Source organism: Streptococcus oralis (assembly GCF_018448765.2).
GTDB classification, from domain to species: domain Bacteria; phylum Bacillota; class Bacilli; order Lactobacillales; family Streptococcaceae; genus Streptococcus; species Streptococcus oralis_BM.
In genome coordinates, this window is sequence record NZ_JAHCMC020000001.1 from 1,300,864 (window position 1) to 1,324,445 (window position 23,582).

Sequence of the window (23,582 nt, forward strand, 5' to 3'; positions counted from 1 at the left end):
TTTGACCATCTTAACTATTTTACCGTCTATTAATTTATATGCCAAATTTTTCAAAGTATATTATTGCATTTAATTTAATTTTAAATAATCGTAATATTTTTGTAATGATATAATTTACACTGTGTAAACTAGATATCTTAAAATTTTCTTAAATATTTTTTGAAATAAAATATTTTTTAAAAATTCTAAACTTTACTACTTTTTAAATAATTATTTTTATCTTGATAATTCAAACAATTATATTTTATCGTTCCATAGAATCCCCTTTTTTCTAATACAAAAAAATCCCCTCTCTAATGAAAAAGGAGTTTACGACTTCTTGCTATTTTAAAGTTAAACCTTATAAAATCTATCTTAAATCAAATCTTTTGACAGATATAAAACAAGGTCACCGATATCTTCACAAGTAGCATCCATAGCTGGTCTGTGATTTTGATACCAGACGCCCGAACCATCTGGAATATAATCTCGTTTGATATACAATCTCTGGGCAGGTCCATACCCTGAATGGAGCCCAACACCAAGGGTCACCTTATCTGATATAAGCTTAACCCGTTTTTCCGCTTCTTCCATCAAGAAATTTCCAATACCTTGATTTTGAAAGGGTCCAAAGACATTGAAATCTGAGAGTTCTGGATAGATTTCTGCAAAAGGCCCCTGCTTAGCGCAGGGCAAAATGGTAATGTAGCCCGCTAAAACACCCTCAACCTCTGCAACTAAGACTTCTCTCTCCCCACATTCTTGTTCAAGAAAATATCTAGCCAAAATTTCTTCTCTACCCGGCCAACCTTGATTGATAAAACCTTGGGATAGTTCTTTAACATCAGATGTTTGCATTTTTCTAATCAGACACGTTGTTTCCATAATGTACTCCTTAAAACCCTTCTTCCACTATTATAGCACGATAATAGAGATAAAAAGAAAAAGAAAGACCTAGCAAACTAAAAATAGAATCCTACTAGGCCCAGAAATACCTGCTTTGATTATTCACAGTAAGAATCTTAATTCGCTTTCTTATTTTCAAACTCATGAAAAAGAGGTCCAGTGGACCCAACTCGCTCCCTCGTTTCAAAGCTCGTGAAAAAAAGACCCACCCGGGTCTTTTCTTTAATCTTCGTTTACGAAAGGCATCAAAGCCATTACGCGAGCGCGTTTGATAGCTGTTGTTACTTTACGTTGGTTTTTAGCTGAAGTTCCTGTTACACGACGAGGAAGGATTTTCCCACGTTCTGAAACGAAACGGCTAAGAAGCTCAGTATCTTTGTAATCAACATATTCAATTTTGTTTGCTGCGATGTAATCAACTTTTTTACGGCGTTTGAATCCGCCACGACGTTGTTGAGCCATGTTTTTTCTCCTTTATAGTATTAATTGTCCATTAGAATGGTAAATCATCATCTGAAATGTCCAATGGATTGGTTGCTCCAAATGGATTTTCAGAACGTGAAAAGTCTGGTACTGGGTTTGCAGGTGCTGATTGGCCAGCAGTTGGTGCAGAATAAGCGCCACCTGAATGTCCTTCACGCACTCCGCGGCTTTCCAACATTTGGAAATTCTCAGCCACGACTTCTGTTACGTAGACACGTTGTCCTTGCTGGTTATCGTAACTACGAGTCTGGATACGGCCTGTGATCCCGATAAGAGAGCCTTTTTTAGCCCAGTTAGCAAGATTTTCAGCCTGTTGACGCCACATAACGACATTGATAAAATCAGCCTCACGTTCGCCATTTTGACTCTTAAATGTACGGTTTACTGCAAGAGTAAAAGTCGCAACTGCTACATTTGATGAGGTATAACGCAACTCAGCGTCACGCGTCATACGCCCTACAAGTACAACATTGTTAATCATAATCTACCTTCTTACGCGTCAAGTTTGACGATCATGTGACGAAGAATGTCAGCGTTGATTTTTGAAAGACGGTCAAACTCTTTAAGAGCTACGTCATCGTTTGCTTCAACGTTAACGATGTGGTAAAGTCCTTCACGGAAATCTTGGATTTCGTATGCAAGACGACGTTTTTCCCAATCTTTTGATTCAACAACAGTTGCACCGTTGTCAGTCAAAATAGAGTCAAAACGTGCTACCAAAGCGTTTTTCGCTTCTTCTTCAATGTTTGGACGAATGATATAAAGAATTTCGTATTTAGCCATTGATATGTTCCTCCTTTTGGTCTAATGACCCCCAGCCTTTGCAAGGGGTAAGTGAGGTTCGCTCACAATAAACCATTATACTAGAAAAACTGACAGATAGCAAGTAAAAAAGATAAAAGTGAAAAAATAACTTTATTACTTAGAAATAACGTCCTCTTTGAGTTCCAAAGCTCTGGCCATCTCTTTCAAAATGAAAAATAGCAAAAAGCTGGCTAGCACTAAAACGAGCCCTAAGTAAAGGAAGGCTACTACAAATCCTAGATAGTCAATCAACCATCCCGTCAGAGGAAAAATGATAATCATGCTTAGGCTGAACATCATAGAGTAGACACTTAGCATGGTTGCCCGTACCTCACTTGGGAGTCGCTTTTGTAAATCATTATCAAAAATCGGCTGAAAGAGAGCATATAAGGCGTTACTGATCAAATAAACCAAAATATAAATCAGTGGCGTACCAAAATAGGAAAGCAAATAAGTTCCTCCCGTCAAGAGTACAAGAATTGGAAAGAGTTTTAAGGCTGAATACCTCTTTCCAATCTTACTTGCTAGATAAACTGCACAGATATTCAAAACACTGCCGATCAGCATGACTATCGAAATCTGCCACCCTTCTAAGTCAGGAAGTTGATTTTGATAGTAAAAATAAAACATGCACATCAGTGTCCCGATGATTTGGGAAAGAATCATCCAACTAAAAAGGCTGGGGTTTCTCCGCAACTCCTCTTTAACAGTCCAGATTATTTTTTTCATCGTCAAGCGATCAGATTTTTGCGCTTTAACACTAGGCTCTTTTAGCATCCAAGTTAGGAAAAGAACGATTGTAGAAGTAGCAATCATGATATAGTAGGTCAAGTGTAATTGACCATGGACAAAAAATCCCGCTAAAACGGTTCCCAAAGACCGAGTTCCTTCTGCTACTCCTGACATAAAACTGGAGATGGACAAGTAGCGCTCTTTTAATCCAGCCTCCACGGCCGAATCATAAACCATGGCTGCACTCGTCCCTGAATCAAAATTATAAGACAAGGCACTCACCACCATAGCGAGTGCGTAAATCCAAAAATTACCTTGTCCTAGTAACATGAGAATAGACGACGCAATTCCAGCTATTCGACTTAAATATAGATTGGTTTTATAGGAATAGAGGTCAGCTAACATTCCAGAGGGAATCTCACAGATGATACTGGTGGCATGAAAAATACTTTCCAATAAGCCAATCTGCCAAAGCGACATCCCATTTTGACTGAGAAATAGAATCCAAAAGCTGGTAATACCCAGAAAGGCAAAAAATTCCACACCAGCCATGAGACCGATATTCTTCCGGTAATTTCGTTTAAACATAGTTTCTCCTTTAACAAGTGTATTTGTATCTTTGTGTTTGTCACTTGTTAAGCTGTGCTTTACATGATCTCCACCTCTTCTTTCTTCTACTTTGAAAAAAACGCCCTAAGGGCGTTTTGATTTATTTTATGGTTTGATACGGTGCAACATACGTGGGAATGGAATGGCTTCACGGATGTGTTTGGTTCCAGCTGCGAAGGTTACCATACGCTCGATACCGATACCAAATCCTCCGTGTGGAACTGTACCGTATTTACGAAGGTCAAGGTAGAATTCATACTCTGTACGATCCATACCAAGTTCTTCCATCTTAGCGACAAGGGCATCATAGTCTTCCTCACGCATAGAACCACCGATGATTTCTCCATAGCCTTCTGGTGCAAGCAAGTCTGCACAAAGCACGCGCTCTGGATTTCCAGGAACTGGTTTCATGTAGAAGGCCTTGATAGCTGCTGGGTAGTTCATGACAAAGGTTGGTACACCAAAGTGGTTTGAAATCCAGGTTTCATGTGGTGAACCAAAGTCATCTCCATGCTCCAAATGCTCATAGTCAGCATCTTCATCATTCTCATGCTCTTGCAAGAGGTCAATGGCTTGATCGTAAGTGATGCGTTTGAATGGCTCTGCAATGTAGCGTTTCAAAAGATCTGTATCACGTTCCAAAGTTTCCAAGGCTTGGGGAGCACGATCAAGTACACCTTGAAGAAGGGCTTTTACGTAAGCTTCTTGCAAGTCAAGTGATTCATCGTGTGTCAGGTAGGAGTACTCAGCATCCATCATCCAAAACTCAGTCAAGTGACGGCGTGTTTTTGATTTTTCAGCACGGAATACTGGACCAAAGTCAAAGACACGGCCAAGAGCCATAGCCCCTGCTTCTAGGTAAAGCTGACCTGATTGGCTCAAGTAGGCTGGTGTTCCAAAGTAGTCTGTTTCAAAGAGTTCAGTTGAATCTTCTGCCGCATTTCCTGAAAGAATTGGGCTATCAAACTTCATGAATCCGTTCTTATCAAAGAACTCATAGGTTGCATAAATGATAGCGTTACGGATTTGCATCACAGCCACTTGCTTACGAGAACGGAGCCACAAGTGACGGTTGTCCATCAAGAAGTCTGTTCCGTGTTCTTTTGGTGTGATTGGGTAGTCTTGAGATTCACCGATCACTTCGATGTCTGTAATATCCAACTCATAGCCAAACTTAGAACGTTCGTCTTCTTTGACAATTCCTGTCACATAAACAGACGTTTCTTGGCTCAAGTGTTTGATCGTTTCAAATTTTTCAAGACCTACCTCTTCACCAAATTTTTCAATAAAGTTTGGTTTGAAGGCGACTCCTTGAAAAAAGGCTGTTCCGTCACGCAATTGCAAGAAGGCAATTTTCCCTTTTCCTGATTTATTGGCAACCCAGGCTCCGATGGTCACTTCTTGACCAACGTAGTCTTTTACTTCGATGATTGTTACACGTTTTGTCATAATCTATCTTCCTTTTTTCGTTTAACTTGTCCGAAGACATCATTACCCACTATTTTACCATAAATAGACTGCGATAGCTAGGTTCTACTAGAGAAAATTCGCTAGATTTTCGTTACAAAAAATCTTCGCCAAAACGACGAAGATTCTAAGTTTTATTTTTCCATAAATTGATGCAAACGGCGAATAGCTTCTTTCAAGGTGTCCAAGTCAGTGGCATAGCTGAGACGGACATTTTCTGGCGCCCCAAATCCTGCTCCTGTAATCAAGGCAAGGCCGACTTCCTCAAGAATAGCCGTTGTAAAGTCCGTCACATCGGTATACCCCTTCATCTCCATCGCTTTTTTAACATTTGGGAAAAGATAGAAAGCTCCTTGAGGTTTGATAACTTCAAATCCTGGTACTTGGCACAAGAGAGGATAAATAGTATTCAACCGTTCCTCAAATGCTTGACGCATGATTTCGACAGAGTCTTGTGGTCCAGTTAGGGCTTCAATGGTAGCATATTGTGATACGGCAGTCAGGTTGGAGGTTGTTTGTCCTGTTAGTTTGCTCATAGCAGCGATAATTTCAGGATTTCCCACAGCATAACCTACCCGCCAACCAGTCATGGCATAAGCCTTAGATACACCGTTAATCACGATAGTTTGCTTGCGAATGGCTTCTGACAGACTAGAGATTGGAACAAATTCGTTCCCGTTATAAACCAAACGACCATAAATATCATCTGCTAGGATAAGGACATCATGTTCAACAGCCCAATTTCCGATAGCCAAGAGTTCCTCACGAGAGTAGATCATACCAGTCGGATTCGATGGCGAATTGAGAACCAAGACCTTGGTCTTATCTGTTCGGGCTGCTTCTAGCTGCTCTACCGTTACTTTAAAGTGATTGTCTTCCTTGGCCTGGACAAAGACTGGCACTCCTTCTGCCATTTTGACTTGATCTCCATAGCTGACCCAGTATGGTGTAGGGATAATGACCTCATCACCTGGATTGACCACAGCCATAAAGAAGGTGTAGAGAGAGAACTTGGCACCAGTGGCAAAGGTAACCTCGTTTACCGCTACGGAATACCCATAGTAGCGTTCAAAATAGGTATTAACCGCCGCTTTTAACTCTGGTAGGCCTGAAGCAACTGTATAGAAGGAAGCTCGTCCATCTCGAATCGCTTCTATCGCTGCATCCTGAATGTTTTCAGGAGTATGAAAATCAGGCTGTCCCAAGGTTAAGAAAAGAACATCTTTTCCCTGAGCTTTTAATGCTTTGGCTCTTGCATCACTGGCTAGAGTGACGCTTTCTTCCATTTCTAGTACACGTTTGGATAGTTTCATATGCCCTCCTTATTGGATCACTACTCCTGTTTCAAAGTCAACCAGATAGTACTGGTTTCCTGACTTGACTTCCCAAATCGGCTTGTCCTGATAGCGACCAAAAGTAATCTTTTCAATGTCGCTAGCTCCTTTTTCCCTCGAAATCGTCGCTGCCTTGTCTTGAGAAATCCCCTTATCAAGCTGATAAACATAAATCTTGTGGTCATTCTTTTCAATTAGTACGGCAATGGCCTCTTGCTTTTTATTATGTCCTAAAACGCTGTAATAACCTTCTAGTCCATTATAAAAATCAACCTGATCTGCCTTTTCCAATTCTGCATACTGCTTGGCTAGTTTTTCTCCCTCAACTCTAGCATCTTGATAGGGTTTCATGCTGAGTGATATCAGATAAAGGAAGGAAGTGGTCATGACTAGTACTACCAGAGCAATGCCGATTCCATACTGTAAAAGTAGCTTGTTTTTTGCTTTTTTCTGTCTTAGTTTCACTCGTCTATTTTACCATCTCTCCTTCTTTATTACAAGTGAAGACGGGAACATTCTAAGATTCTTTTCCTATAAAATGTAAGTTCTTGTTTTTCTCTCTCATTATTGATAAAATAGCCTTATGAAACAATACTTAAAAGAGAAAATTTCCGATAATCAATTAGACTTAAAAACGGCTATCGTCCTCAATAAAGCCATACGAACTTTTAAACCATATGAAGCCAAGGCTGCTAAAGAACACGGGCTAACACCCACCCAATTTTCAGTTTTGGAAACCCTCTATAGCAAGGGAGAACTACGCATTCAGGATTTGATTGAAAAAATGCTAGCCACTTCTGGAAACATGACTGTTGTCATTCGAAACATGGTTCGAGATGGATGGATTTCTAGAAGTTGTGACCCCAAGGATCGTCGCTCTTTTTTCTTGAAATTAACACCTGCAGGACGCAGAAAAATCGAAAAGATTCTTCCTGAACATATCGATTCCATCGTAGAAGCACTTAGCATATTGGAAGATGGCGAAAAGGAAGACTTAATCCGCATTTTAAAAAAATTTAAAAATTTGTGAGCAAAATTATTGCTAATTAGTATCAGTTGTTGTAACATAGATGGTAACAAAAGAGTTCGCTCTTTGAATTTTAAACTAAAGGAGACACATCATGTCTAAAAAAGTATTATTTATCGTCGGTTCACTACGCCAAGGTTCTTTCAACCACCAAATGGCCCTCGAAGCTGAAAAAGCACTTGCTGGAAAAGCAGAAGTTAGCTATCTTGATTACTCAGCTGTTCCTCTCTTCAGCCAAGATTTGGAAGTTCCAACTCATCCAGCTGTAGCTGCTGCTCGTGAATCAGTCCTTGCTGCGGATGCTATCTGGATCTTCTCTCCAGTCTACAACTTCTCTATCCCTGGAACAGTGAAAAACTTGCTTGACTGGCTCTCTCGTGCCATTGACTTGTCTGATACACGTGGTGCTTCTGCCCTCCAAGACAAGTTTGTTACTGTCTCATCTGTAGCCAATGCCGGTCACGATCAACTCTTTGCTATTTACAAAGACCACTTGCCATTTATCCGTACACAAGTCGTTGGTGACTTTACAGCTGCTCGTGTCAATGACTCTGCTTGGGCAGACGGAAAATTGGTGTTAGAAGAAGCAACTGCTTCATCACTTGCAAAACAAGCTGACGACCTTCTTACAGCCATCAACTAATCTAGTAAAAACCAGCTCGAATGAGCTGGTTTTATGCTTGTTTCACAAAGACGAGTTCTAAGTCACTGGATAAATCAGGTCGGTAGTCAAAGCCAGCAAAGCGGAGCTTACGAGCTTGTTCGACTGTTTGAACTTGCCCCTCTATCAAGGCGGTCAAAAAGGCGCCACGGGCTTTTTTTGAAATAGTTGAGTGGATTTTCAACTGACCTGCCTTGTCCTCCATAAATTTGAAGGTCACCATCTTTTCTCTAATTTCCTTAGAAAATACGGTTTCAAACTCTGATGATAGGAGGGAGAATATCAAGTCCTCATCCTGAAGTGCCTCATCGTAGGCTGACTTCCAATGACTCTTTAAAGTCTTACCAGCAACTTTTAACTTCATCAAGAAGTCCAAACGGTGAGGAGCCATGGGAGATAAGGCAGGGACAACACCGTATAAAGCCGAGGTAATCAGGATATGATTTTCAAGATAGGTTTGTTCAGCCTCGGTTAACCCATCTCGTTTGATGTGGCGATACATGAGACCATCGAAGAGTTTCAAGGCTGGATAATATTTAGCCCTGTGATTTTTTAGAGCTTGAATATGAGCGTATTCTTCTTCTGCTTTCTCGGCAGATACCTTATAAAAAGTCTCTAATTCACTAGCTGAGTAATGCGCAAGTGAGTCAAGGACTGCCTGACTTTCTTCCCTCAAGGGGAGCGCTTCGATACAAGGAAGGTTTGTGTTCATTTCTTTGGCTGTTGGGATTAAAATTTTCATATTGTTAGTGTAGCATATTTTTCAATCACGACCAAGAATTTCATCTGAAAAACCTCGGTTTATACCGAGGTTTCTTTTACTTGACTTTAAAGGTCTTGAGATAGTTATCTTTTCCAACTTGACCTTCGAAAGATTGACCATTTTCAAGGGAAGGAAGATCGTCTGACACTGAGGCCTTGACCTTATAGATTTTGCCATCAACTTTGAAGAAGTAGACAGTATCACCCTTGATAACAGCTGATTTAAGGTCTGAGACGATTCCCTTAATGTTTTCTACCGTTTCATTATCCAGCTCAAGGTCGTTTTTATTGGCATACTTGCTGAGGAGTTCATCTACCGTAGTTGCTACGATGACATTTTGGTACTCCACGGCATCAACCAGTGCATATTCCTTGACCAAGCCTGCATTGTCCTTTAAGCCCATGATATAAAGAGGCTTGTCATTGAGATTAACAAGGATAGGGAAGGTAGACTTGTAGGCCTTCTCCTGAACGGCTCCTTCTGCAGAAGCACGGGCTGATTCTTCGGTTGCTGAAGCTAGATTGTACTTGGTGATTTCACCAGTGCGCATATTTTCAAGGATAAATCCTAGATTACTTTCATCAGCATTTGCTGAAGTCACCCCTGTGTAGAGATAAATGTCATTTCCGATAGAAAGATAGTTATAGCCCTCAGTCGTTTGAGTAACATTTTTCTTAGAAATCAAGGCATTCCAGAAGCCGTCTTTATACTTACCGTTGTAGTTGATTTGCTGGATGGTTTCTTCTGCTGGATAGACACGATCCACCCATTCTGGGACTTCATCCAAGCTGTATTCCTTGGTTTCTCCATTGGTGGCGTCTAAGATAATAACAGATGAAGGACGAGGAACTCCTAGACCAAACTGCTTTTGATAAACGGTTGCTACATAGAAAGGATTGCCTTCATCATCCACCTCAAAGGATGGCGTTTTAAAAATCTTGGTCGGGTACTTGATTCGAAGATGGCGTTTAACGTCACGGTTAAAATACTCGGAGTCTGAATACTTCATCGGTGTTTTCAAATCCACCAATTCCGCATTTCCTGTCACCATATCAACCTTGATATACTCACCAATTCCCTTGGACTGATTATTAAACCATTTAATCGGATCAGCATACTCCAAAGGTGTCACCCGATAGGGTTTTCCATCAACCGTCAGCTGAGTATAGGTATCTGCTGCTACGTACTGGGAGACCTTATCCGTCAGAGAGCCCAGGTAACGGTCACCAATCTTTTCTGCAGTGCTCCGATCTAGGATTGGAACCTTACTGGTATCACTCTTAGGAAAATCTTTAAAGTCTTTTTCTGTGATGGACACCACATTAGCATAATTTTTTGCTTGGAAAAAGCTAGAGGTTACTAGGCTTACCAGACCAGCAAGGGCAAAGATAAGGCCTGCAGCCAGCAATAATCCTCCACCTAATTTATTAAAATGAAGCCCTTCTAGATTGAGTTCGTTGGCAACCTTGCCATGACGTACATGAACCGTCTTGAGAAGATTGGTATCCTTGCGGAAACTAAACAAAATTCCCATCACCACCAAATGCCCACAGAGAAAGAAGATGAATTCCCAGCTAGTCAGATTGAAGGGTGGCAAAAAGATATACCAAGTCGTTGCGATAAAAATAAGTTCAAAAAGTATTCGCTTCATCTGAGTTCCTCCTAAATAATCCGTCCTTCCAAATGATCCAGTTCATGTTGACAGATCTGAGCTGGAAAGCCTGTTAACGTAATGGTTTGTTCCTGCCACTTGCTATCGCGATAGGACACCGTAATCGTTTCATAACGAGTCGTCGTTCGAACCCCAGTCAAAGACAAACAACCTTCCTCAGTCTCGTAAGGTCCTTTGTAGGAAAGGAGAATAGGGTTAAACATGACCATGGGAACTAGGCCAAGATTAAAGATAATCACGCGCTTCTGCACCCCAATCATATTGGCCGCTAGACCGACACAGGTCTCGCGATTGGCTAGCAGGGTATCCTGTAAATCTCTAACCAGATAAAGGTCTTCCTGACTTGCAGCTTTCGAAACTTGCGACAGGAATAAGACATCTCGGACAATTTTCTTTTCCATTTCTTTCACTCCTTGCCATTTTACTTTATTATAGCACAAAAGTGGATAACTCCTAACTATTCTCCTCAAATGCAAAAAAAGCCATCCGAAGATGACTTTCTTTTTAAATCGCGTTCTTATCAAGACCAAGTTTACGTTGAACAAACTTAACGATTTCGACAATGAGTATCATTGAGAAGCTTCCGCCCATAACGATTACCCATTGTGATAAGTCTAGTTTGGTTACGTGGAAGATTCCTTCAAGCGGTTCTACGACGATTGTTGCCATGAGAAGGATGAAGGATACCAAGATGGACCAGTTGAAAGTTTTAGATTTAAATGGACCAACAGTCAAAATAGACTGGTAAACAGATTTTACATTGTAGGCATGGAAGAGCTGGATCAAACCAAGTGTTGCAAAGGCCATAGTAAGAGCATCAGCGTGGATAGCTTGATTGTCACCCACATGAACTGGGTAAAGAAGGGCAAGACCATAAACGGCCAGAACAAGGGCGCCTTGAAGGAGGCCCTGATAGATGATGGAACTCATGACCCCACCTGAGAAGAAGCTTGACTTGCGTCCACGTGGTTTGTGGGTCATAACACCTGGCTCAGCTGGCTCAACACCAAGAGCGATAGCTGGGAAGGTATCCGTTACTAGGTTAATCCATAAGAGATGAACTGGCTGTAGGACATCCCAACCAAACAAGGTTGATAAGAAGATGGTTAATACTTCAGCCGTATTGGCAGAAAGCAAGTACTGAATAGTCTTTTGAATGTTTGAGAAGACCTTACGTCCTTCTTCAACTGCGACGATGATAGTCGCAAAGTTATCATCTGCAAGGATCATGTCAGAAGCTCCCTTAGAAACCTCTGTACCAGTGATTCCCATACCGATACCGATATCGGCTGTTTTCAGAGCTGGTGCATCGTTGACACCGTCCCCTGTCATGGCAACGACCTTACCTTGTTTTTGCCAAGCTTTCACGATACGAACTTTGTGTTCTGGAGATACACGCGCATAAACAGAGTATTGACCAACGGCTTTTTCAAATTCTTCATCTGACAGTTCATTGAGTTCCGCCCCAGTCAAGACATGGTCTTCCGAATCATTTTCATCAATGATTCCCAAACGTTTGGCAATAGCTTCTGCTGTGTCTTGGTGGTCACCAGTGATCATGATTGGACGGATTCCCGCTTCTTTAGCCACACGAACGGCTTCTGCTGCTTCGGCACGTTCAGGGTCAATCATCCCAATCAAACCAGTAAAGATCAAGTTGTTTTCAAGCTCTTCAGAAGTAAGATTTTCTGGAATATTTTCGATAATCTTATAAGCACCTGCAAGGACACGCAAGGCTTGGTGAGCCATTTCCGAGTTGTTTGTGTGAATTAATTCAGTGACTTTCTCATCAATCGAAGCAACATCTCCAGCTTTATCACGAGCAACACAACATTTCAAGAGTTGATCTGGAGCCCCTTTGACTGCCACGAGGAATTTACCACCTGGCAATGGGTGAACCGTTGACATGAGCTTACGGTCAGAGTCAAACGGCAATTCAGCTACACGAGGATATTTCTCTAAGAACCCTTTAACATCATAGCCCTTGTCCAAGGCATACTGGATGAAGGCTGTTTCCGTTGGATCCCCGATCAGGTTTCCTTCAGCATCAATCTTGGTATCGTTGGCCAAGACAACTGAACGAAGTAGTGGCATTTCAAGACCTAGTTCAATGTCATCAGCCGAGTTATGTAGAACCGCATCATAGAAGACTTTTTCGACTGTCATTTTGTTCATGGTAAGCGTACCAGTCTTATCAGAAGCGATGATTTCAGTCGAACCAAGCGTTTCAACTGCTGGCAACTTACGAACGATAGAGTTTCGTTTTGCCAAAACTTGAGTACCAAGGGCAAGAACGATAGTCACGATAGCTGGGAGTCCTTCTGGAATGGCTGCAACAGCAAGCGCAACAGAGGTCATCAACTCACCAAGTGGATCTTTACCTTGGATGAAGACACCAACTACAAAAGTAACAAGGGCAATGACCAAAATTGCATAGGTCAAGACCTTAGAAAGGTTGTTCAAGTTTTGTTTGAGTGGTGTGTCTGTCTCATCCGCATCTTGGAGCATGCCAGCGATATGACCAACTTCAGTGTACATACCTGTACTGACAACAACACCAAGACCTCGACCATAGGTCACGTTTGAGTTCTGGAAAGCCATATTGACACGGTCACCAATACCAGCATCGGCAGCGAGTTCTACGGTCAAATCTTTTTCAACTGGAACAGACTCACCTGTCAAGGCTGCTTCTTCGATTTTAAGAGAATTAGCTTCTAGCAAACGTAGGTCTGCTGGCACTACATCACCAGCTTCAAGGGCAACGATATCTCCTGGCACCAATTCTTTGGAATCAATCTCCGCCATGTGCCCATCACGGATAACGCGAGCAGCTGGGCTAGACATAGACTTGAGAGCTTCGATGGCTTCTTCTGCTTTTCCTTCTTGGTAGACACCAAAGGCAGCGTTGATGATAACCACGGCTAGGATAATGATGGCATCTGCAATATCTTCCCCACCAGAAGTTATGACTGATAAGATAGCCGCAGCAATCAGGATGATAATCATCAAATCCTTAAACTGTTCAATGAATTTAACCAAGAGAGATTTTTTCTCACCCTCTTCCAGTTCATTGCGTCCATATTCAGCTAGGCGTTTTTGCACTTCGCTTGACGAAAGGCCTTGCTCAGTTGCTTCAACTGACTTCAAGACCTCTTCAGGACTTTGAGTATAAAACGCTTGGCGTTTTTGTTCTTTTGACATGCGTCTCCTCCTTGACATTGTGTGCAAAACAAGTTCTCTTTTTGTTTTATGACAAACAAAAAGAGACTTGTTAATCATAACAAGTCTCGCTGTTTAAGATAGGGCCGGAAGGTATACTTTGCAGTACACAATTCGGAATGACGACACTATCACAGGTTTCTGCCAGCTACTCCCTTGAGTAGTACTATTATACCAAATTTTGAAAAGTTTTCAATCATTAAAATTCGATGAAGGTGGACTAAATTTGAATTTTCCCGCAAAAACCAGTATAATGAAAGAATATTACTTATACTGAAAAGGAAGTTTGATGAAACAATCAATCTCAAATCTCAAGTTAGCTGAGCGTGGTGCCATTATCAGTATCTCGACCTACTTATTCTTGTCTGCGGCAAAATTAGCAACTGGTCATCTACTTCATTCATCCAGTTTGGTAGCGGATGGTTTCAATAACGTATCCGATATTATCGGAAATGTTGCTCTTCTGATTGGCATTCGGATGGCTCGCCAGCCTGCAGACCGTGACCACCGCTTTGGACACTGGAAGATTGAAGATTTAGCTAGTTTGATCACTTCCATCATCATGTTCTACGTTGGCTTTGATGTGCTTCGGGATACCATTCAGAAAATTCTCAGTCGGGAACAAACGATTATCGATCCTCTGGGAGCATTTCTAGGAATCATTTCTGCAGCGGTTATGTTTGTCGTTTATCTCTATAACACACGCCTCAGTAAGAAATCCAAATCCAAAGCTCTAAAGGCAGCAGCTAAAGATAATCTTTCCGATGCAGTCACCTCGCTTGGTACTTCCATTGCTATCCTAGCCAGCAGTTTTAATTATCCGATTGTGGATAAATTAGTCGCTATCATCATCACTTTCTTTATCTTAAAGACATCCTATGATATCTTTATCGAATCGTCCTTCAGTCTTTCAGATGGTTTTGATGATCAGCTACTAGAAGACTACCAAAAGGCCATCATGGAGATTCCAAAGATTAGTAAGGTCAAGTCCCAAAGAGGGCGTACCTACGGTAGCAATATCTATCTTGATATCACCTTAGAAATGAATCCCGACTTATCTGTCTATGAAAGTCACGAAATTGCAGACCAGGTCGAATCCATGCTAGAAGAGCGTTTTGGAGTCTTTGATACCGACGTCCATATTGAGCCAGCTCCCATACCTGAGGACGAAATTTTAGACAATGTCTACAAAAAACTACTCATGCGCGAGCAATTGATTGACCAAGGAAACCAACTAGAAGAACTCCTTGCTAAGGACTTTATCTATATCCGTCAAGATGGAGAACAGATGGATAAAGAGGCTTATAAGGCTGAAAAAGAACTTAAAGCTACAATTAAGGATATTCAGATTACCTCCATCAGTCAGAAAACCAAGCTCATTTGCTATGAGATGGACGGAATCGTCCATACCAGTATCTGGCGTCGCCATGAGACTTGGCAAAATATCTTTCATCAAGAGACTAAAAAAGAAGAATAGAAAAATCCTGTCGTAATAACAGGATTTTTCTATTCACCTAACTATCAAAGTCACTTAGGTATTCATAGCGTTCGTATTTTTCAAGGAGTTCTTCGTTTTTCTCGTCTAGCTCTTTCTGAAGCGTCGCCAGTTTACCAAAGTCGGAGCCATTTGCCTGCATCTCTTCTTCAATAGCGGCGATACAATTTTCCAAGGTTTCAATATCCCCTTCAATGCTTGCCCACTCCTGCTTTTCTTGGTAGGTCATGCGTTTCTTGTCTTCACGGACCTTGACCACTTTCTCTTTTTCGGCCTTTTGCACTTGATTGGCCATCTCTGTTTCAAAGGCTTTTTCGTCAAGATAGTCTGTGTAATGACCAAAGAAAGGACGAATCTTGCCATCCTCAAAAGCAAGAATCTTAGTTGCTACCTTATCCAAGAAATAGCGGTCATGGCTAACTGTCAAGACAGGGCCTGCAAAACCTTGCAAGAAATTCTCTAAGACTGTTAAGGTCGCAATATCTAGGTCATTTGTCGGCTCATCCAAGAGAAGAACATTTGGTTTTTCCAAGAGCAATTTGAGGAGATAAAGGCGTTTTTTCTCTCCACCAGACAATTTCTCAATCAAGGTTCCATGCGTCGAACGTGGGAAGAGAAACTGCTCCAGCAACTCAGCGATGGAAGTCGTAGAACCACCACTGATCTTAACCTCTTCTGCTACTTCCTGCAAGTAATTGATAACTCGTTTGCTTTCATCCAAGCCTTCAATTTGTTGAGAGAAATAGGCGATGCGAACCGTCTCACCGATGATAACTTGTCCTTCAGTTGGCTCAAGACTTCCTGCAATCAAGTTGAGTAGGGTTGATTTCCCAACACCGTTGTCCCCAACGATACCGATACGGTCTTTAGCTTGCACCAAGAGATTAAAATCTTGCAATATTGGCTTATTCTCATAAGCAAAGGAAACATCTTTAAACTCGATGACTTTTTTCCCAATCCGACTGGTTTCAAAGTTCATGGTCAAGTCTGCCTCAACAACGCCGCCTGAAACTTCTTTTTTCAAGTCATGGAAACGATTGATACGAGCCTGCTGCTTGGTCGCACGCGCTTGCGGTTGTCTTCGCATCCAGGCTAATTCTTGCTTATAGAGTTGCTCCTTTTTGTGAAGGAGAGCAGCGTCACGCTCATCTTGCTCCGCCTTAAGGCGAACATAATCCTGATAATTCCCCTGATACTCGGTCAAGCCTGCTCGGTCTAACTCGAAAATTCGTGTTGACAGTGCATCTAGGAAATAGCGATCATGGGTGATAAAGAGAACTGTCTTCTTGGAATTTTTCAAAAAAAGGGTCAGCCACTCAATGGTCGCAATGTCCAGGTGGTTGGTCGGCTCATCCAGAAGCAAGAGGTCGTGGTTTCCTAGGAGAACTTGCGCCAACTGAACACGTCTTCTCAGACCACCTGACAATTCACCAACTGGAGTCGACAAGTTCTGAATACCTAGCTTGCTGAGGACCGTCTTAACCTGGCTTTCAATTTCCCAGGCTTGGAGAGAATCCATCTCTGCCATGACCCGTTCCAAACGAGCCTGCTTGTCCTCACTGTAGTTGAGCATGATTAACTCATACTCACGAATCAACTGGATTTCCTTGAGGTCGCTGGACAGAACCGTGTCCAAAACTGTCTTGCTATCATCAAAATCTGGATTCTGAGTCAAGTAGCCAATCTTATAGTCATTCTTAGCTGAAAAAGGACTGACATCCCCGTCAAAGCCAGAAACACCAGAAAGGACATCTAACAGAGTGGTCTTACCAGTCCCATTGACACCAATCAGACCGATTCTGTCCAAGTCATGGATGATAAAAGAAATATCCTTAAAAACGGTCTTGTCACCGATGGATTTGCTTAGTTTTTCAACGATAAAATCACTCATTTTTTCTCCCTCAGGTAAGCATGGATTGCTTGACGATCATTTTCCAATTCTCCATCGACAATGGCAAACTCAATCTCTGTTAAAATCTCTCCCAAGTCTGGTCCTGGCTGGTAACCATATTCCTTAATCAAAATTCCACCGTTAATCTGAATTTCTTTCTTGTCATGAATGGTCAAACTCTGGTAAGTTTCTGTGATAGCTTGTGGATTGACTTCTTTCCCTTGGGCCTGACGAAGACTTTCAGCTTGTAGAAGGGAATCCAAGTCAAAGCGGTAACAATCGCGCTTGCTCAGCTCTCCTTCTTCTCGCAAAGCTAAAATAGTCAGCAAATCCTGTACTTGCTTGGCAAACTGGCGTGAGGTTTTCCAAGCTTTCAAAAATGGCTGTGCATCTTTAATCTCCAAAGCCCACAAGAGGGCCGCCCAGGCTTGTTCAGAAGATTCAAAAGTGAAATCAGTCTCCAAAACAAACAGTCTGTTGAGCTTGTCCTGGCTTCCTGCCATGTCTGGAAGATAGTCATAAGCTCGACTCTCAATCATGGAAGACAGACCAACTCGCCAAAAAGGAGCCAGCAAGAGTTTATCAAACTCAACAAATGTACGCTCTACAGAAATTTTCTCCAAGAGTGGCGTCAAAGTCTTCATCGCCACAAAAGTTTCTGACTCAAGTTTAAAACCGAGACTGGCCTGAAAACGAAAACCACGCATAATACGCAGAGCATCTTCGTTGAAACGTTCACTAGCCACTCCAACTGCTCGCAAGACTTGGTTTTTCAAATCTTCTAAACCATGGAACAAGTCAATAATTTCGCCTGTCTCATCCAAGGCAAAGGCATTCACTGTGAAATCACGGCGCTTGAGGTCTTCTTCTAGCGAACGCACAAAGGAAACCGCGCTGGGTCTGCGATAGTCCACATAGACATCCTCTGTTCGAAAAGTTGTTACCTCATACTCCTCGTCCCCTTCTAAAACTAAGACGGTTCCGTGCTCGATTCCGATATCAGCTGTTCGCGGAAAAATCTGCTTTGTCTCCTCTGGATAGGAAGAAGTCGCGATATCCACATCGTGGATGGGACGATTGAGGAGGGCATCTCGAACAGAACCCCCAACAAAATAGGCTTCAAAACCTGCTTCTTTAATTTTTTCTAATACTGGTAAAGCCTTCTGAAATTCAGAAGGCATTTGCGTTAATCTCATAATAAGTGTTCTAATCCATAGACAAGCTCATGACGCTTGACAACTTCTTTGATTCCCAAATTGACCCCTGTCATGAAGGAGCTGCGATCATAGGAGTCATGACGAAGGGTCAATCCTTCTCCCTGATTGCCAAAGATGACTTCTTGATGGGCTACCAAGCCTGGTAGACGAACTGAGTGGATGCGCATGCCATCAAAGTCAGCACCACGAGCACCCGCAATCAATTCTTCCTCATCAGGCGCACCTTGCTGGATTGATTCCCGAACTTCCGACATCAACTCAGCTGTTTTGATAGCTGTTCCACTCGGAGCATCTTTTTTCTTGTCATGATGGAGCTCGATAATCTCCACATTTGGGAAATATTTGGTAGCCTGGGACGCAAATTGCATAAGTAAGACCGCGCCCAAGGCAAAGTTAGGAGCAATCAAACCACCCAAATCTTGTTCACGGGAAAATGCTTTTAGTTCTGTAATTTCCTCACTAGTGAATCCTGTTGTTCCAACTACTGGAGCAAAGCCATTCTCAAGAGCAAAACGTGTATTTTCGTAGGCAACGGCTGGTGTAGTAAAGTCTACCCAGACATCCGCTTCAAAACCGGCTAAATCAGCCTTATCATTGAAGACAGGAATCCCCTGCCACTCTGACTCAGACTCAAAAGGATCCAAAACTGCGACCAAGTCCAAGTCTGGATCAGCCAAGACCATCTTACAAGCAGCTTGGCCCATCTTTCCCTTAAAACCGGCAATAATTACTCGAATACTCATCTCTACTCCTGTCTAAGATACAAAGCCTGTAAGAACACAAAGTGAAAATAGGAGTTCTGATCAAGGAGTGTCTACTCCTTGGAAGAACTATCTTTTTCACACAGGGTTCTAGGCATGTTCAATTATCAAGATAAAAAGGACGTTAGCTGCCCATAACAACAATCTAGACGATTGGCGTATAGCTCAAGGCGATACTACCTTCTCCAAGGTGGGTTCCAATGACACTACCAAAGGTTGCAATTGGAATTTCAGCAGTCACACCACTCTCCATCAAAAGCTGACGTAAATCCGCTGCCTTTTGAGGAGCATTGCCATGGATGACTGTGATACGGTAATTCCCATCTTTTGTCGACTCTTTGATGATTTCCACCAAACGTTTGATTGCCTTCTTTTCTGTACGAACTTTTTCGTAAACTTCAATCACCCCTTGGTCATTGAAGTAAAGAATAGGCTTGATACTAAGGAGATTCCCTAAGATAGCAGCCCCATTTGACAAACGTCCTCCCTTAACCAAGTGGTCGAGATCATCTACTATGATAAAGGCTGAATTATCAGCAATTTGAATCCCCAACTTCTCCTGAATCTGAGCAAAATCATCGCCTTGCTCTGACCATTCAAAGGCACTCTCTACCATAAATCCTAGAGGGGAACTTGTGATATGGGTATCTGGAAAGGCAATGGTCAAGCCATCATACTCATCCAACATGTATTGGATGTTCTGATAAAAGCCTGAAATTCCAGACGAAAGAAAGAGTCCTAAGACATGGGTATAGCCCTCATCTTTCAAGGAACTTAGAATCTCATCCAGTTTAGCAATACTTGGTTGACTAGTTTTAGGCAATTCTGCAGACTGAGCCATTTTTTGATAAAATTCCTCAGCAGTCAGATTGACACCTTCAACATACTCCTCTCCATTAATATTGACAGGAATATCCAAGATAAAAAGATTCTCTCTTTGCAGCGTCTTCTCCTCTAAATAGGCTGAAGAATCTGTAATGACAGCTAATTTCATAACTAAAACTCCAAATTGATCCCTGGAAGATCCAAGGCGATTTCTGTTACTTCATACGTCAAACGGTTGAGCATGTTCAAACATGGACGTGCCAAAGTTTCGACTTCCTCTTGGTTAAATTCGCTTGGTTCGTTGACAATGCGACCTTCCACATGGTTAACTTGAGAAATTGTTCCGCTAATGACAAATTTGTCAAAGACAATCATGAAACTCAAGATAACAACAAGCGAAGTCACTTGATTTTCTTGGTCGTATTGGAGCAACTGGAAATTCACGTCTACCTTGGTTTCAGGAGCCCCATTTTCATTTTCCCATTCAAAGTTACGAGCATCAAAGTGATACTGGCTAACAAATTCTTGTTCTCGTTTAAGATTCATTTTTCTCTCCCATTGCTATAATTTACTATGCAATTGTACCACATTTTTATCATTTCATCTAGTTTTCTAGGCTTTAGTCAATACCGATCTCATCTTTAACAACTGTAGCAATCGTATCTACATAGTAATTGACTTCTTCTGTTGTAGGTGCCTCTGCCATGACGCGCAAGAGGGGTTCTGTTCCACTTGGACGGACAAGAATACGACCGTTTCCTGCCATTTCTTCTTCCATCTTTTCGATGATTGTCTTGATGGCTGGTACTTCCATGGCCTTTTCTTTCATGGCATTTTCCACTCGGATATTGACCAGTTTTTGTGGGTAAATCGTTACTTCTGATGCCAGTTGAGACAAGGTTTTACCGGTTTCCCGTATAACTTTTGTTAGTTGAACGGCAGTTAACTGTCCATCACCTGTCGTATTGTAATCCATCAAGATAACGTGACCAGACTGTTCACCACCAAGGTTATAGCCTGATTTTCTCATTTCTTCGACGACATAGCGGTCACCAACTGCAGTGACAACCTTGTTGATACCTTCACGGTCCAAAGCCTTGTGGAAGCCGAGATTAGACATAACGGTTGTCACGATGGTGTTTTGAGCTAACTGGCCTTTTTCAGAAAGGTATTTCCCGATGATGTACATGATCTTATCACCATCAACAATGTCGCCATTTTCATCAACAGCAATCAAACGGTCACTGTCTCCGTCAAAAGCCAAACCGATAGCTGATTGGCTTTCTTTCACTACTTCTTGAAGAGCTTCTGGGTGTGTAGAACCCACATTCAAGTTGATATTAAGACCATCTGGTGTCTCACCGATAACTGTCAACTGAGCACCAAGATCAGCGAAAATCTGGCGAGCACTTGTAGACGCTGCACCGTTAGCTGTATCCAAGGCCACTTTCATTCCTTCAAGAGGAGTTCCAGTTGAAACAAGGTAGCCTTCATACTTACGTAAACCTTCTGGATAGTCCACTAAGGTTCCCAAGCCTTCGGCACTTGGACGAGGAAGAGTATCTTCAGTAGCATCTAGTAAGGCTTCAATTTCTGCTTCTTTTTCATCATCAAGTTTGAAGCCATCCCCACCAAAGAACTTAATTCCATTATCAAGGGCTGGGTTGTGACTCGCTGAAATCATGACACCTGCACTGGCTCCCTCGGTTTTGACTAAGTAAGCAACTGCTGGTGTTGCAAGGACACCAAGTTTGTAGACGTGAATCCCTACAGAGAGAAGACCTGCCACCAAGGTTGATTCTAACATTTCTCCTGAGATACGTGTATCACGTCCTACAAAGACTTTAGGGGCTTCTGTTTCGTGTTGGCTAAGAACATATCCACCAAAACGTCCCAGTTTAAAGGCCAATTCTGGTGTCAGTTCTACGTTTGCTTCTCCACGGACTCCATCGGTCCCAAAATATTTACCCATTTTATTTATCATCCTTTTCTATTATTTATTATTGTTTAGACGAATCTGATTTTGTTTCTGAACTCGTTGAAGACGAACTGCCTTCTGAGGAACTTGTTGACGAGTTACTTGAACTAGACGTTGCTGTTTTTGTTGTAATTTTCATAGTTGTGTCAAATGGCATAATGACGCTTGGTAAGACATTTCCATTTTTATCGACTGCTTGTAGAGGAACAGAGGACGAGTAGTTTCCAGTTATCCGTTCACTCGTCGGTAAGATGGCAATGACACGATCTACTTTGGAGAGGGTTTCCTCATCACTAATAACCGTTACTTTTTCATCTGACACAGTAACTGTATCGATTTTCACACGAGAATCAATCTGACTAGGGTCAATCTCCGGCACAACAATGACATTGTCCCGTTTTGCTTTTTTACCGACCTTCACTGTTATCTTTTGCGGTGTCGCAACAGCCGTCAAACCGCTCGGAAGATTTTCAATGGTTAGAGGAACTTCGATGGTTCCTATACTGGCATCAGAAAGATCAGCCGTCACCTTAAATTTGCGGGTACTTTCCTGCATCTCACTCGCCAAAGCAACTCTATTTGACCCTGTTAGAAAGACCGTCACCTCAGATGTAAAACCACTGATAAAATACTGATCACTGTCATACTGAATATCAATTGGGACATTAAGAACTGTGTTTGTATAAGTCTCCGTCCGCACCTGTCTGGCACTGTTGCTATTCTGATAGTTTGTCAAAGTTGCATAGATAAAGAGAATGCAGGCGAAAAAGAAGGAAGAAATGATGTATAGACTATTTTTTCTCATGTTTCAATCCTCCTAGCAAGCGCTCTTTCAAACCATGTTTTTCCTCTGATGTTGGAAGTAAGATTCTTCTCAATTCAGATTCAAACTCTTCCAAGGTCAAATCGTGCTTAAAGACTCCATTATAGGTGATTGAGATTCCACCTGTTTCCTCCGAAACCACAAAGGTAAGAGCATCTGACACTTCCGACAAACCAATCGCCGCCCTGTGACGCGTTCCAAACTCCTTGGAAATCCCGGTATCTTCAGTCAAGGGTAGATAGGCTGAAGTTACAGCAATTCGGTCTTCCTTGATAATGACAGCACCATCATGCAAGGGAGTATTGGGAATGAAAATATTGATAAGCAATTCAGCCGAAATTTTGGCATCTAAAGGGATCCCTGTCGAGATATATTCCTGCAAGGTTCTCACTCTCTGAACCACTACAAGCGCCCCAATCTTACGAGGACTCATGTATTCAACTGATTTCACAAATGCACGAACCATCTGCTCTTCCGCACTAATGGGGGCATTGGAGAAGAAATCAGTAGCCCGACCCAATCGCTCCAAACCTGTTCGAATCTCTGGTGAAAAGATAACCACCGCTGCAATCACCCCGTAGGTGATGATCTGATTGATCAACCAGGAAATAGTTGTTAAACCAATCATATTGGAAAGAATCTGGGCTAGAATAAAAACTAAGACTCCACGGACCAATATCATAATCTTGGTGCCTGCAATAGCTTTAGTAAAATGATATAAAATATAAGTCACAATGAGAATATCAATCAGATTGGTGACTATACTCCAAGGACTTGAAAACAAACTCGTCCAGTATTGTAAATTGGATAATTGTTGAAAATTCATCCTTGGCCTCCTCCCTGTCAAAACACTTTACTCATCATTATACCATTTTTTGCCCATTTTTTCCCTATCCCACCTCATTTTAAATTAAGCAAAAATATGATAAAATAAAC

23 protein-coding genes are annotated in these 23,582 nt (G+C 41.9%); 3 read left to right on the plus strand and 20 right to left on the minus strand.

Annotated features, from left to right (window positions below; all coding sequences use genetic code 11):
- Window positions 1-354: 354 nt before the first annotated feature.
- The 8 genes from KIH88_RS06395 to KIH88_RS06430 all read right to left on the minus strand — a co-directional run bounded on the left by KIH88_RS06395 (window position 355) and on the right by KIH88_RS06430 (window position 6,779).
- A complete protein-coding gene (locus KIH88_RS06395) occupies window positions 355-864 on the minus strand; it encodes a GNAT family N-acetyltransferase (RefSeq protein WP_213988119.1) in 510 nt (169 codons plus the stop codon).
- A 243-nt stretch (window positions 865-1,107) separates the two neighbouring features.
- Window positions 1,108-1,347: a 30S ribosomal protein S18 gene (rpsR, locus tag KIH88_RS06400; RefSeq protein ID WP_000068664.1), complete on the minus strand. Its 240-nt coding sequence runs from the start codon at window positions 1,345-1,347 to the stop codon at window positions 1,108-1,110.
- A 31-nt stretch (window positions 1,348-1,378) separates the two neighbouring features.
- Entirely contained in the window at window positions 1,379-1,849 is a 471-nt protein-coding gene (ssbA, locus tag KIH88_RS06405; protein ID WP_125840755.1) for a single-stranded DNA-binding protein SsbA, read from the minus strand.
- An 11-nt stretch (window positions 1,850-1,860) separates the two neighbouring features.
- Complete coding sequence (rpsF, locus tag KIH88_RS06410; protein WP_001151775.1) at window positions 1,861-2,151, minus strand: 30S ribosomal protein S6; 291 nt, start codon at window positions 2,149-2,151, stop codon at window positions 1,861-1,863.
- Between the two features lie 135 nt (window positions 2,152-2,286).
- Window positions 2,287-3,492, minus strand: a complete 1,206-nt coding sequence (locus KIH88_RS06415) for an MFS transporter (protein ID WP_213988120.1) — start codon at window positions 3,490-3,492, stop codon at window positions 2,287-2,289.
- A 126-nt stretch (window positions 3,493-3,618) separates the two neighbouring features.
- A complete protein-coding gene (asnS, locus tag KIH88_RS06420) occupies window positions 3,619-4,962 on the minus strand; it encodes an asparagine--tRNA ligase (RefSeq protein WP_000167170.1) in 1,344 nt (447 codons plus the stop codon).
- Window positions 4,963-5,114: 152 nt separating this feature from the next.
- On the minus strand, window positions 5,115-6,293 hold the full coding sequence (locus tag KIH88_RS06425) for a pyridoxal phosphate-dependent aminotransferase (RefSeq protein WP_213988121.1): 1,179 nt from the start codon (window positions 6,291-6,293) through the stop codon (window positions 5,115-5,117).
- A gap of 9 nt (window positions 6,294-6,302) precedes the next feature.
- On the minus strand, window positions 6,303-6,779 hold the full coding sequence (locus KIH88_RS06430; protein WP_213988122.1) for a cell wall elongation regulator TseB-like domain-containing protein: 477 nt from the start codon (window positions 6,777-6,779) through the stop codon (window positions 6,303-6,305).
- A 118-nt stretch (window positions 6,780-6,897) separates the two neighbouring features.
- Here KIH88_RS06430 and KIH88_RS06435 point away from each other — a divergent pair, with 118 nt between their 5' ends.
- Both KIH88_RS06435 and KIH88_RS06440 read left to right on the plus strand, forming a co-directional pair.
- Window positions 6,898-7,344: a MarR family winged helix-turn-helix transcriptional regulator gene (locus tag KIH88_RS06435; protein ID WP_213988123.1), complete on the plus strand. Its 447-nt coding sequence runs from the start codon at window positions 6,898-6,900 to the stop codon at window positions 7,342-7,344.
- A 91-nt stretch (window positions 7,345-7,435) separates the two neighbouring features.
- Window positions 7,436-7,984 (plus strand): NAD(P)H-dependent oxidoreductase, encoded by a 549-nt coding sequence (locus KIH88_RS06440; protein WP_213988124.1) that lies wholly within the window; start codon window positions 7,436-7,438, stop codon window positions 7,982-7,984.
- Window positions 7,985-8,015: 31 nt separating this feature from the next.
- On the opposite strand, the gene yaaA is transcribed toward KIH88_RS06440, so the two are convergent.
- The 4 genes from yaaA to KIH88_RS06460 form a co-directional block, all read right to left on the minus strand.
- Window positions 8,016-8,744, minus strand: a complete 729-nt coding sequence (gene yaaA, locus KIH88_RS06445; protein WP_213988125.1) for a peroxide stress protein YaaA — start codon at window positions 8,742-8,744, stop codon at window positions 8,016-8,018.
- 76 nt (window positions 8,745-8,820) lie between these two features.
- Window positions 8,821-10,416 carry a hypothetical protein gene (locus tag KIH88_RS06450; protein ID WP_213988126.1) on the minus strand — a complete coding sequence of 532 codons (1,596 nt, stop codon included), beginning with the start codon at window positions 10,414-10,416 and terminating at the stop codon, window positions 8,821-8,823.
- Between the two features lie 11 nt (window positions 10,417-10,427).
- Entirely contained in the window at window positions 10,428-10,838 is a 411-nt protein-coding gene (locus tag KIH88_RS06455; RefSeq protein WP_213988127.1) for a peptide deformylase, read from the minus strand.
- Window positions 10,839-10,941: 103 nt separating this feature from the next.
- Window positions 10,942-13,638: a cation-translocating P-type ATPase gene (locus tag KIH88_RS06460; protein ID WP_213988128.1), complete on the minus strand. Its 2,697-nt coding sequence runs from the start codon at window positions 13,636-13,638 to the stop codon at window positions 10,942-10,944.
- A gap of 307 nt (window positions 13,639-13,945) precedes the next feature.
- Between KIH88_RS06460 and mntE the strand changes: the two genes are divergently transcribed.
- Window positions 13,946-15,133: a CDF family manganese efflux transporter MntE gene (gene mntE, locus KIH88_RS06465; protein WP_213988129.1), complete on the plus strand. Its 1,188-nt coding sequence runs from the start codon at window positions 13,946-13,948 to the stop codon at window positions 15,131-15,133.
- Window positions 15,134-15,170: 37 nt separating this feature from the next.
- Here the strand turns inward: mntE and KIH88_RS06470 are convergent, their stop codons facing one another.
- The 8 genes from KIH88_RS06470 to cdaA form a co-directional block, all read right to left on the minus strand.
- On the minus strand, window positions 15,171-17,042 hold the full coding sequence (locus KIH88_RS06470; protein WP_213988130.1) for an ABC-F family ATP-binding cassette domain-containing protein: 1,872 nt from the start codon (window positions 17,040-17,042) through the stop codon (window positions 15,171-15,173).
- A complete protein-coding gene (locus KIH88_RS06475; RefSeq protein WP_213988131.1) occupies window positions 17,039-18,238 on the minus strand; it encodes a CCA tRNA nucleotidyltransferase in 1,200 nt (399 codons plus the stop codon). The genes KIH88_RS06470 and KIH88_RS06475 overlap by 4 nt, the downstream gene beginning before the upstream one ends.
- Entirely contained in the window at window positions 18,235-19,002 is a 768-nt protein-coding gene (dapB, locus tag KIH88_RS06480) for a 4-hydroxy-tetrahydrodipicolinate reductase (protein WP_213988132.1), read from the minus strand. The genes KIH88_RS06475 and dapB overlap by 4 nt, the downstream gene beginning before the upstream one ends.
- Before the next feature lie 163 nt (window positions 19,003-19,165).
- On the minus strand, window positions 19,166-20,014 hold the full coding sequence (locus KIH88_RS06485) for a DegV family protein (protein ID WP_213988133.1): 849 nt from the start codon (window positions 20,012-20,014) through the stop codon (window positions 19,166-19,168).
- Window positions 20,015-20,016: 2 nt separating this feature from the next.
- Window positions 20,017-20,391 (minus strand): DUF1149 family protein, encoded by a 375-nt coding sequence (locus tag KIH88_RS06490; protein ID WP_001050095.1) that lies wholly within the window; start codon window positions 20,389-20,391, stop codon window positions 20,017-20,019.
- A gap of 73 nt (window positions 20,392-20,464) precedes the next feature.
- The gene (glmM, locus tag KIH88_RS06495; protein ID WP_213988245.1) at window positions 20,465-21,817 is read right to left on the minus strand and encodes a phosphoglucosamine mutase; all 1,353 of its coding nucleotides are present in this window, start codon (window positions 21,815-21,817) and stop codon (window positions 20,465-20,467) included.
- A 28-nt stretch (window positions 21,818-21,845) separates the two neighbouring features.
- Window positions 21,846-22,628 carry a CdaR family protein gene (locus KIH88_RS06500; RefSeq protein WP_125840770.1) on the minus strand — a complete coding sequence of 261 codons (783 nt, stop codon included), beginning with the start codon at window positions 22,626-22,628 and terminating at the stop codon, window positions 21,846-21,848.
- Window positions 22,615-23,472, minus strand: a complete 858-nt coding sequence (gene cdaA, locus KIH88_RS06505; protein WP_213988134.1) for a diadenylate cyclase CdaA — start codon at window positions 23,470-23,472, stop codon at window positions 22,615-22,617. The genes KIH88_RS06500 and cdaA overlap by 14 nt, the downstream gene beginning before the upstream one ends.
- Window positions 23,473-23,582 lie beyond the last annotated feature (110 nt).

Excerpts from the sequence above, each read along its gene's own strand:
- KIH88_RS06395 (WP_213988119.1), bottom strand. The coding sequence starts at position 864 with ATGGAAACAACGTGTCTGATTAGAAAAATGCAAACATCTGATGTTAAA.
- rpsR (WP_000068664.1), bottom strand. The coding sequence starts at position 1,347 with ATGGCTCAACAACGTCGTGGCGGATTCAAACGCCGTAAAAAAGTTGAT.
- ssbA (WP_125840755.1), bottom strand. The coding sequence starts at position 1,849 with ATGATTAACAATGTTGTACTTGTAGGGCGTATGACGCGTGACGCTGAG.
- rpsF (WP_001151775.1), bottom strand. The coding sequence starts at position 2,151 with ATGGCTAAATACGAAATTCTTTATATCATTCGTCCAAACATTGAAGAA.
- KIH88_RS06415 (WP_213988120.1), bottom strand. The coding sequence starts at position 3,492 with ATGTTTAAACGAAATTACCGGAAGAATATCGGTCTCATGGCTGGTGTG.
- asnS (WP_000167170.1), bottom strand. The coding sequence starts at position 4,962 with ATGACAAAACGTGTAACAATCATCGAAGTAAAAGACTACGTTGGTCAA.
- KIH88_RS06425 (WP_213988121.1), bottom strand. The coding sequence starts at position 6,293 with ATGAAACTATCCAAACGTGTACTAGAAATGGAAGAAAGCGTCACTCTA.
- KIH88_RS06435 (WP_213988123.1), top strand. The coding sequence starts at position 6,898 with ATGAAACAATACTTAAAAGAGAAAATTTCCGATAATCAATTAGACTTA.
- KIH88_RS06440 (WP_213988124.1), top strand. The coding sequence starts at position 7,436 with ATGTCTAAAAAAGTATTATTTATCGTCGGTTCACTACGCCAAGGTTCT.
- yaaA (WP_213988125.1), bottom strand. The coding sequence starts at position 8,744 with ATGAAAATTTTAATCCCAACAGCCAAAGAAATGAACACAAACCTTCCT.
- KIH88_RS06450 (WP_213988126.1), bottom strand. The coding sequence starts at position 10,416 with ATGAAGCGAATACTTTTTGAACTTATTTTTATCGCAACGACTTGGTAT.
- KIH88_RS06455 (WP_213988127.1), bottom strand. The coding sequence starts at position 10,838 with ATGGAAAAGAAAATTGTCCGAGATGTCTTATTCCTGTCGCAAGTTTCG.
- KIH88_RS06460 (WP_213988128.1), bottom strand. The coding sequence starts at position 13,638 with ATGTCAAAAGAACAAAAACGCCAAGCGTTTTATACTCAAAGTCCTGAA.
- mntE (WP_213988129.1), top strand. The coding sequence starts at position 13,946 with ATGAAACAATCAATCTCAAATCTCAAGTTAGCTGAGCGTGGTGCCATT.
- KIH88_RS06470 (WP_213988130.1), bottom strand. The coding sequence starts at position 17,042 with ATGAGTGATTTTATCGTTGAAAAACTAAGCAAATCCATCGGTGACAAG.
- KIH88_RS06475 (WP_213988131.1), bottom strand. The coding sequence starts at position 18,238 with ATGAGATTAACGCAAATGCCTTCTGAATTTCAGAAGGCTTTACCAGTA.
- dapB (WP_213988132.1), bottom strand. The coding sequence starts at position 19,002 with ATGAGTATTCGAGTAATTATTGCCGGTTTTAAGGGAAAGATGGGCCAA.
- KIH88_RS06485 (WP_213988133.1), bottom strand. The coding sequence starts at position 20,014 with ATGAAATTAGCTGTCATTACAGATTCTTCAGCCTATTTAGAGGAGAAG.
- KIH88_RS06490 (WP_001050095.1), bottom strand. The coding sequence starts at position 20,391 with ATGAATCTTAAACGAGAACAAGAATTTGTTAGCCAGTATCACTTTGAT.
- glmM (WP_213988245.1), bottom strand. The coding sequence starts at position 21,817 with ATGGGTAAATATTTTGGGACCGATGGAGTCCGTGGAGAAGCAAACGTA.
- KIH88_RS06500 (WP_125840770.1), bottom strand. The coding sequence starts at position 22,628 with ATGAGAAAAAATAGTCTATACATCATTTCTTCCTTCTTTTTCGCCTGC.
- cdaA (WP_213988134.1), bottom strand. The coding sequence starts at position 23,472 with ATGAATTTTCAACAATTATCCAATTTACAATACTGGACGAGTTTGTTT.